Source organism: Anaerobutyricum hallii DSM 3353, assembly GCF_000173975.1.
Classification (GTDB): Bacteria; Bacillota; Clostridia; order Lachnospirales; family Lachnospiraceae; genus Anaerobutyricum; species Anaerobutyricum hallii.
Genome location: NZ_ACEP01000086.1, coordinates 1 through 8648, shown reverse-complemented (window position 1 = coordinate 8648; position 8648 = coordinate 1). Strand labels below are relative to the sequence as shown.

The 8648-nt window shown below is 38.6% G+C and carries 6 protein-coding genes; all 6 read right to left on the bottom strand.

From position 1 onward, the window contains the following. Positions 1-66: 66 nt before the first annotated feature. The 6 genes from EUBHAL_RS08340 to EUBHAL_RS08315 all read right to left on the bottom strand — a co-directional run bounded on the left by EUBHAL_RS08340 (position 67) and on the right by EUBHAL_RS08315 (position 8416). Positions 67-822, bottom strand: coding sequence for a tRNA threonylcarbamoyladenosine dehydratase (locus tag EUBHAL_RS08340; protein ID WP_005347971.1), 756 nt, complete (start codon positions 820-822; stop codon positions 67-69). A 26-nt stretch (positions 823-848) separates the two neighbouring features. Further along, on the bottom strand, positions 849-1622 hold the full coding sequence (locus EUBHAL_RS08335) for a class II glutamine amidotransferase (protein WP_044922703.1): 774 nt from the start codon (positions 1620-1622) through the stop codon (positions 849-851). 113 nt (positions 1623-1735) lie between these two features. Next, positions 1736-4195: a glutamate-cysteine ligase family protein gene (locus EUBHAL_RS16195; protein WP_005347969.1), complete on the bottom strand. Its 2460-nt coding sequence runs from the start codon at positions 4193-4195 to the stop codon at positions 1736-1738. 67 nt (positions 4196-4262) lie between these two features. Next, positions 4263-5207, bottom strand: a complete 945-nt coding sequence (locus EUBHAL_RS08325; protein WP_044922701.1) for a sugar-binding transcriptional regulator — start codon at positions 5205-5207, stop codon at positions 4263-4265. 572 nt (positions 5208-5779) lie between these two features. Beyond that, entirely contained in the window at positions 5780-7477 is a 1698-nt protein-coding gene (locus EUBHAL_RS08320) for a carbon starvation CstA family protein (RefSeq protein ID WP_005347966.1), read from the bottom strand. Positions 7478-7822: 345 nt separating this feature from the next. Further along, positions 7823-8416, bottom strand: a complete 594-nt coding sequence (locus EUBHAL_RS08315) for a zinc dependent phospholipase C family protein (RefSeq protein WP_005347962.1) — start codon at positions 8414-8416, stop codon at positions 7823-7825. Positions 8417-8648 lie beyond the last annotated feature (232 nt).

The following is an 8648-nucleotide window of genomic DNA, read 5'->3' as shown; positions in this document are numbered from 1 at the left end:
GTACTTAGAAAGTGATTAAATGCTTCACCCGTTCTTTGAGCATATAAAAAATTCTCTGGCAAAATCCTATTTCCCAGCAATATCCTTCACAACTTCCCCTGCGATAATAAGCCCTGCCACAGATGGTACAAAAGCTACGCTTCCCGGAATATCGCGTCGTTCCGTACATTTATGCTCCGCTCCCGGAGGGCAGATACAATTTGTTCTGCAGCTTATGGACATATCTTCGATTGGACGTGTTGGCTTTTCTTCGGAGTAAACAACTTTCAGTTTTTTTACACCTCGCTTTTTCAGTTCGCGACGCATTACTTTTGCAAGTGGACACATTTTGGTTTTGTAAATGTCGGCTACTTGGAAGGCTGCCGGATCAAGTTTGTTGCCAGCTCCCATGCTACTGATTACCTGAGTTCCGTACTTTTGCGCCTGCATAATAATCTCGATTTTTGCGGTAACAGTATCGACTGCATCGACAACATAATCATATTCATCAAATGGAAAATCATCTGCATTTTCTGGAAGGAAAAAGCATTGGTGGACATTGACCTGTGCATCAGGATTAATGTCTAAAATACGCTCCTTCATTACTTCTACTTTGTATTTGCCAACTGTTTTTCTTGTGGCAATAATCTGACGATTTAAGTTTGTAAGACACACTTTGTCATCATCAATAAGGTCAAATGTACCGACTCCGCTTCGCGCTAATGCCTCGCAGACATAACCACCAACTCCGCCGACTCCAAAAACTGCCACACGGGAATTTTTTAATTTATCCATTGCTTCTTCCCCCAGTAAAAGCTGGGTTCTTGAAAATTGATTTAACATATATTTCTTCCTTTTCTGTGTTATTTTTAAAGATTTGCAAAATCAAGAAACAGCATATGCATCTTCTCTTCGCTGTCTACAAATTCATACTCATGTTTTGTACCCGTATAAATAAGCTTCCCATCTTCATAGGCAAGTAACTGATTCATTGGGACGTTCTTCCATTTATCACGGTCGAGAGGACGAGTTGCCATAACGATTGCTTTGTCTTTACGGCAACGGTACAGGCTGTCTTTATAATTAGTATGAATGTACATAATCTCTCCGTCAAAAATAAGCAGATTCAGCTTATTCTCTGGCGCGATTTCCAGGATAATACGATTAAGAAGCGCAAAACGTTCTTCTTTTGTCAGTGCCGCTCCCTTTTCATCCTGCGCTGCATTTACCTGATCAATAATATAGCACAAAATGCGTTCGCTGTCCGTATCTCCGTCTTCTGTTGCTACAAATGGCTCAAGTACTTCACTTTCAAATATTGTTCCATTATGCGCTAACGTCCAGGTGCGGTCATAATTATCACGCATAACAAACGGATGTGTATTTTCATAGTCCATTGTTCCCCTGGTCGCAAGACGGATATGTGCAATCATCTTGTCTGTCTCTATTTTAGCACGAAGTCTCTGCTTTAAATAATTGCTTGTCACAGCAGACTGTGGCTGCTTTTCTAAAGAAACAGCATTGCCGTAAAAAAATGCCATACCCCAACCGTGGGGATGTTCTGTTCCATCCGAAAAAAATTCTCTTAATAACTCATTTAACGGTATCTTTTTTGCAGAATCTACTCCAAACAATTCACACATTGATTTTCTTCTCTCCTCATATATTGTATTATGACCATTTTGAGCTATTTTGATTTTCTTTCGCAAGTATCTGATTATAAAATCTCTGAGATTCCAGTCATATCTAAATATCTCTAAACAGTCATATTTTGTTTTTGTCTCGCTAATACAAGTCCTTTTTCTACATAGTTTTCCTGATATTGTTTTCGAACCTGCCATGCATATCTCTTCTCTGGATCAACAAATTTCTCATATTCAAAATCTAAGATTTGTTGAACATCGTCCATTTTCAGGCCTTGATAAAACTCTTTCATCCATCCGATAACTTTTAATGCCTCATGTACGATAGACCGCGCTCTTTTTTCCGTACGGGCAATTTTTACTGTCTTTAAATCGTAATGGGCCGCATTTTTAAAATTCTGCACAGCATTTACCTGATCCTTTTTGGAAACATACCAGGATGGCATCGTTGCGAGCCACACCATTAAAAGCTGTGCAAACTTCACATCTCTCGCATCAATTCCAGCTCCTGTGAGAGGATTTAAATCAAACATACGAAGTTCGATATGATCGATTCCATTCTTCCTCAAAGATATAAGATTATTTTCTCCTGCAGGTTTTAAACGAATAGGATAATAGAGTTCTGACGGTGCTTTTAGTAAGCCATTTTTAACATACTTTTCAATAGAATTCACGTAAGAATCAATATCGCTGTAATCAAATGTCGGTGGAAATTCATTCCAGTAACCAAGTTCACTGCATCTTACAGAACTTAATCCTGTAAAAACACTTTTCCCATAGACACCTTTTTCCATAAAAGAACTGTCTACAATCGGACTGGCCGCCGTAACCGCCACTAAAATCCAGCCATATACAGCTATTTTCTGTGCCAGCTCCAAATACAATTTATTCTTATATTTCATAAAATCCGGCTCGGACTGCAGAGCAAAATCTGCTCTTAACAAATCTTCTGAAAAAGAAAAATTTACATGACTTCCCGAAAATGTCATCTTATAACGTCCGTATTTATCGGAAAGATATTCACGGTAGGCTGTTTTATGTGCATCTTTCCCATCAAACTGTGCAATTGGCACATCTTTCTCCCCGCCAATATATGGAGGATTAGAAAATGGCCACAGCAATTCTGGCTCTGGAAGTGCCTTTAACTTTTCCTGAATTCTTCTGGTATGTCCTTTTAATTCTTCAATTGCCGCCTCGATGCTTTCATTTACTCCTGTATTAATTTCGGTCTGGTTTTCACTGAAGTCTCTGACGATATGTGCATCTCCCGGAAAAGGATGTGCAGTCTGTGAAAGCATACCATCTCCTACAACACGCAGACTTTCCATCTCAATTCCAAATGCACCATCTAATAAATGTTCTCTTATATACTCATTTTCAATATGCAGCATTACATTCCTCCATACTCTTCGATGTAATCCTCCAGTGTTTTTCCGTTCTCCATTCCTTCTGCCATCTGTCTGCCTGGACTTAAAAGTTTCTCCGCCCTTCCATATAAAGGCCTGAGGAAATGTTCTTCTCAACTCAGATGCATTATATCCATTATGATAGATGGAAGTATCTTTCTCTAAAAATTCCGAAAGCTCTCCGATATTTTCCATAAGGCCAGCATGCAATGCTCCCGATGCCATAATTTCACCTACCGGCTGCTCACATACACTTCGAAACTCTACTGTCCCACGGAAAGTCAGATCTTCAAATTTAAATGACCGTAAATATTGCAAATCGGAAATCTCCGGATGGAATGTGATTTCCCGATATCTATTTCCATCGAAGTACTCCCCTTTTATCCGATCAGAGGAAAAATATTTACTAAAAACCACTGGTGGAAAATTAATATATTTCCCTTCTCTTTCTACACAGTATAAGCTCATACTCTTTATGTATCGAACAATTTCATCTGTTGTATCAAATACAACATTATACATATCAACATTATGGCGATTCAAGCCATGAAGACTGTTTCTCCAAAAGTTATCCCTGCTACATAAAATCTCCGCATTCTCTCCCCATAAAGAGTTCGCTAAAATCAATGCCTTAAACGGTTCTAACTTTGTAAATGTATTCAGCATTGGAACTACCTGCTCTTCTTCTACATCAAGCTGAATCTGACTTGCACACGAAAACAGTCCAAAATTCGGATAAGAATGAAATGGAATACTGTTGCCATACTTTTTATAAAAAGACAGGTGATGAAATAACATACGATACCGCTCACTTACTACCGGTACATTCTGATTCACTGCATAACGGGGATTAATACCCATGCCAGTCAGCATATGCCCCTCTTTACGCAGTTCCTTCTGTATATAAGTATAATACTGACAAAATCTTTTGTACAGCACATTCATATCTTCTTCTTTCCCAAAAGAAAATTCTAACGTATTATAACTGCAATCATAAGACAGACCATCTCCTGTCTTGTCATCAACTGCCAGATAAATATGTTCATTATCATCTCTGCTCACATTCAAAAAAGAAAATGTATCAATAAATCGATCTGTTGCCTGATAAATCACTTCAAAATTGACAGGTTCATTCTTCTCATTCACAATCGGCAGCTCAAACTCCAAACCAGCTAGATGGGTTCTCTTCTCGGGTGTCTTTGTCTGTAGTTTGTCTAATGAATTAAATAGTAAATTAATTATGTCTTACTATTAATTCTGCTGTTGGCTCATCAATATAGAGACTGTCTACCAGTCCTCCTTGAAGTGCCGCTGTTATAATCTTCTCTTTTTCTTTTCCCACGGCAACAACTAACTTATTTGGAATCTTTTTAATCGTTTCAAGGGAAGCCCCTACAACACGGGCATCTATTTTTTTATCAAATAGTTCCCCGTTTTGTTTTATAAAGTGGGAACAGCAGTCTCCTACTGCTCCTCTTCTGCTGAAGTCTTTATAATCATTTTCATCAATAAGTCCCATTTCATATACAATGGACGGACGTTCTAAGTTACCTACGGAATAAATTGCTGTCTGGCACACTTCCGCCATTTCAAGGATTTCATGAATCTGTGGATCTTTTTTCAAAGCTTCAACAATCGAAGATTCCGCCACCATTGCCGGCGCTGGAATCTGATAACCTGTTCCTCCAACACTGTCTACAAACCTTTTCAACACATCCAAAGCACCCGATTCGAAAATTGCTCTGGAAAATCCTCCAGTTAACTGAATCACAGATACCCCGCTTCTCTTAATCTTTGGAAGCTGCTGGGCTAATACTGCAAGTGCATGTCCCCATGTTACTCCAATGACACTATCATTTTTTATATAACGTGGGAGGTCTTCTGCTAATGCCGCACAGACATCCTGCATTAATATCTGCGAATTACCTACCAAATCTGGCACAATAATCGCCCTTTTAATCGGAAATCTGGCAATCAGTTCATTCTCCAGATTCCCATTTGCCAAAACAGAATCTTTAATTCGAACTTCTATAATCCCCATGTCCATCGCATTCTTTAAAATACGGCTTACAGAAGACTTGCTAATTCCCTCTCGTGCCGCAATTTCTAACTGGTTATAATGTAACTCATAATATAGCTTGGCAATTCGAATTGCCTGATTCATCTTCGCTGCATCCATCTTCTCTCTTCCTCCAAGCTTCTTCTCCAAATGTTGCTTTAAATTCTACTTATAATCTTAATTTAAGATTATAATTTCTCCACACAAAGAAGTCAAGGTGAGCTGATTTGATTCAGTATATCAAACAGACGAAAGTTTGGAAGGCAATAGTTTACATCTGTGACTTTAGTCGCGGCGGTTTGAATGTTCGCGGGCACGCTTACATTCAAACCTTGCTCCCAGGCCACAGATGTAAACTATTGCCTTCCAAGCTTTCTGTCTTTGCTTGCCGTAGGAATCAAATCAGATATGAATGGGATTTAAGGAATAATTAATGCTCCCTGAAAATTTTAACCTCATAATAAATTTACAAATCCCTCAATTTGAAATTCTACTAAATTTTATTCCTAATCCTTGCCAATATGACACAACAGCAGCCACAGTCAGAACTATATAATCAAAATAATCCATATCTGTGGCCTCGGAGCAAGTGTTGGATACGAGCATATAAGCGAGTATTCAATACGCTGCGACTAAAGTCACATATATGGATTATTTTGTTCGTCTGTTTCTATACTTGCCTGTCTGGCGAATTAAATTTCCGAATTCTTCTTTGAGGCGAAGTAAGCCCGGAGTGAATTTACTACGATGATCACTCCAAGTATCATCAGTAAAATAGCGATAATCAGCTGTAAGCCTTCTACTAAAAATGTTGCGGAACCAGCAGAAAATGCCTGTACGAGAGAAATGGTTCTCTCTACTAATGCGGTTCCTGTTACACAAAGCATGATAATCAGTGGTGGGAAAAGCATTTTGTTGCTTCGTCCGGTTACTTTTAAGAATACGCAAAGTGTTACTAATACTAAAGCAGATAAGAGCTGGTTTGCGGAACCAAATAATGGCCAGATATTTGCATAACCAATTCTTGTTAATACAAAGGCTGCTGCTAACGTGATGATTGTTGAGAAGTATGTATTACATAAAACTTTTCTCCATCCTTCTGCGTGTTCCATATCATCAACACTGAACAATTCCTGGAAACTCATTCGGCCAATTCGCGCTACGGCATCCAAACTTGTAAGTGCAAGCGCGGATACGCACATTGTCATGAAGCACTGCGCTACATATACTGGAATTCCAAACATTTCAAAGAATCCGGCTACACCGCTTGAGAATACCTGGAATGGTGTTCCATCTGCTGGTGTTCCGTTAGCGGACGCTGCCGCTCCTGCTACACATAAAGCGATAACTGCAAGTAAACTTTCTAATACCATTGCGCCGTAACCAACTTTTAACATATCTTTTTCATTGGATACCGTCTTTGAAGATGTTCCGGAAGATACTAAACTGTGGAAACCAGAAACTGCTCCACAAGCAACGGTTACGAATAAAATAGGGAATAAATCACCAAGCTGATCATTATGGAAGCCTGTAAATACAGGAAGATTCATTGTAGGATGCGCTACTAATAATCCAACAACAGCTCCTGCGATCATTCCAATAAACATATAGGTTGTCATCGCATCACGAGGCTGTTTTAATAACCACATTGGAAGTACTGCCGCAAAGAAAATATATACAAATGTAATATATGTCCAGCCGTCCTTTCCTAATGTAATTGGCATTGTCATACCAATAGCAAGTGCTGCTACAGTACAGATTAATCCAACAACCGTTTCCTTCCATCCTGTCAGATGCAGATGTTTATGAAGTAAACCAAAAATCATTGCAAATGCGATAAATAAAAGGGAAATTGTTCCTGCTGCTCCATTTGTTTTTGCTGCATCGGAAAGTGCAATCACACCATTGGCATCTACCGTATAAGCATTAAATGTACCTGCTACCATATCAGCGAAAGCTGCGATAACAATTAAAGTAAACAGCCAGCAGAAAATAAGAAATAACTTTCTTCCAAGTTTACCGATGTATTTTTCGATCAGAAGTCCCATGGACTTACCATCATTTTTTACACTGGCATATAATGCTCCAAAGTCGGTAACTGCTCCAAAGAAAATACCTCCAATTAATACCCACAAAAGTACTGGAAGCCATCCAAATACTGCCGCCTGAATTGCTCCTGTTACAGGGCCTGCTCCAGCAATAGATGAAAACTGATGGCTAAATACTGTCCAACCGTCAGTTGGAACATAATCCTGTCCATCTTCAAACTTATGAGCTGGTGTCTCTGCTTTTGGGTCAATTCCCCATTTTTTAGAAAGCCACCGTCCATAAAATGCATATGCAACTGTCAATAAAACAGCAGCAATTAAAACAATGACTAATGTATTCATTTTTGTCCTCTCCTTTCATGTATACAAGCCATTTCTTGTATACATGAAGTTTTATAATCCTTTTCCTTCATTTTGTCAATGTTTTTTGCGCTTTTTCTTGCATTTTTATAGGAACAAATAAATTTTAAATTCAATTCACTTCATTTCTGGATTTTCACGCAAGAAGTTCTGAACTTTTTTAAGTAAAAGATACTAGAGCGTGTTTGAAAAAAGCATTTTTCAAACACGCTCTATGGCTTCTTTTAGGAAGTCAGGCAGGAATCCTCTGTAATTCAATCGCCGATTATTTCACAAAACAAGTTTCCCATATTTAGCTGAACTATATAAAAATTTTTCAAACACACTCTAAGAAACAAATCCCGTCATTATTCCAACTTTCTTCCGCACCCATTCCATAAAACGTGCGAACTCGCTCTTTCTCACAAAAATCTCGGCATAACAATTCAATATTTCCGAAACCATCTGCCGCATATATGCCATATCATTCTCATAACACATTTTCTGTGAAAGGTATCTGTCATGTAATTCCTGAAGTCTCTCCTCCACTTCCGCAGCAGAATCAAGCCTTTTACACATCGGAAGGGACATCTGCTCTAAAGCTCCCTCCCTCATCCACCTTGTCATTTTTTTCTCGTAAGCATAATGTTCTGGAATTGTTCCCTCAAAAATCGTATTATGCGGATAGGTAAAATAATCTTCCACATAATGAAGAATCCATCCAAGTTTTAAATAAGAAAAGCTTCCGCCTCTTCCTTTTGCCTCTAACGCTTCCATCTGTTTTGTAATCTGTTCGAACGTTGCTTCCCATGTATGACCCTCCAGATAAGTATACACCAGCAGATCTGGCAGAATACTTCCAAACAATAATGCTGCTTTATGTGCTCTGTGTATATTTCCCGATAATGACTTTGTCATAACTAAATGTCCAATTTTATCCATTCATTTCTCCCCATTCACTTTCAACCTGGTATCATTTCTACATTTAAAATTAAATTCCATTCACTACCTCTCAAAACACAGTATACCATAATTATAAAAAATGGCTACAACCAAAATATGTTATTTTACTATTTAATTCATTAAGCGAACTACAGACGAAGCCATTGCCCCCAATAAGGCATATTTGTGATTTTAGTCGCTGCGGTTTAGATGTGAGCGCATAAAGCGAGCA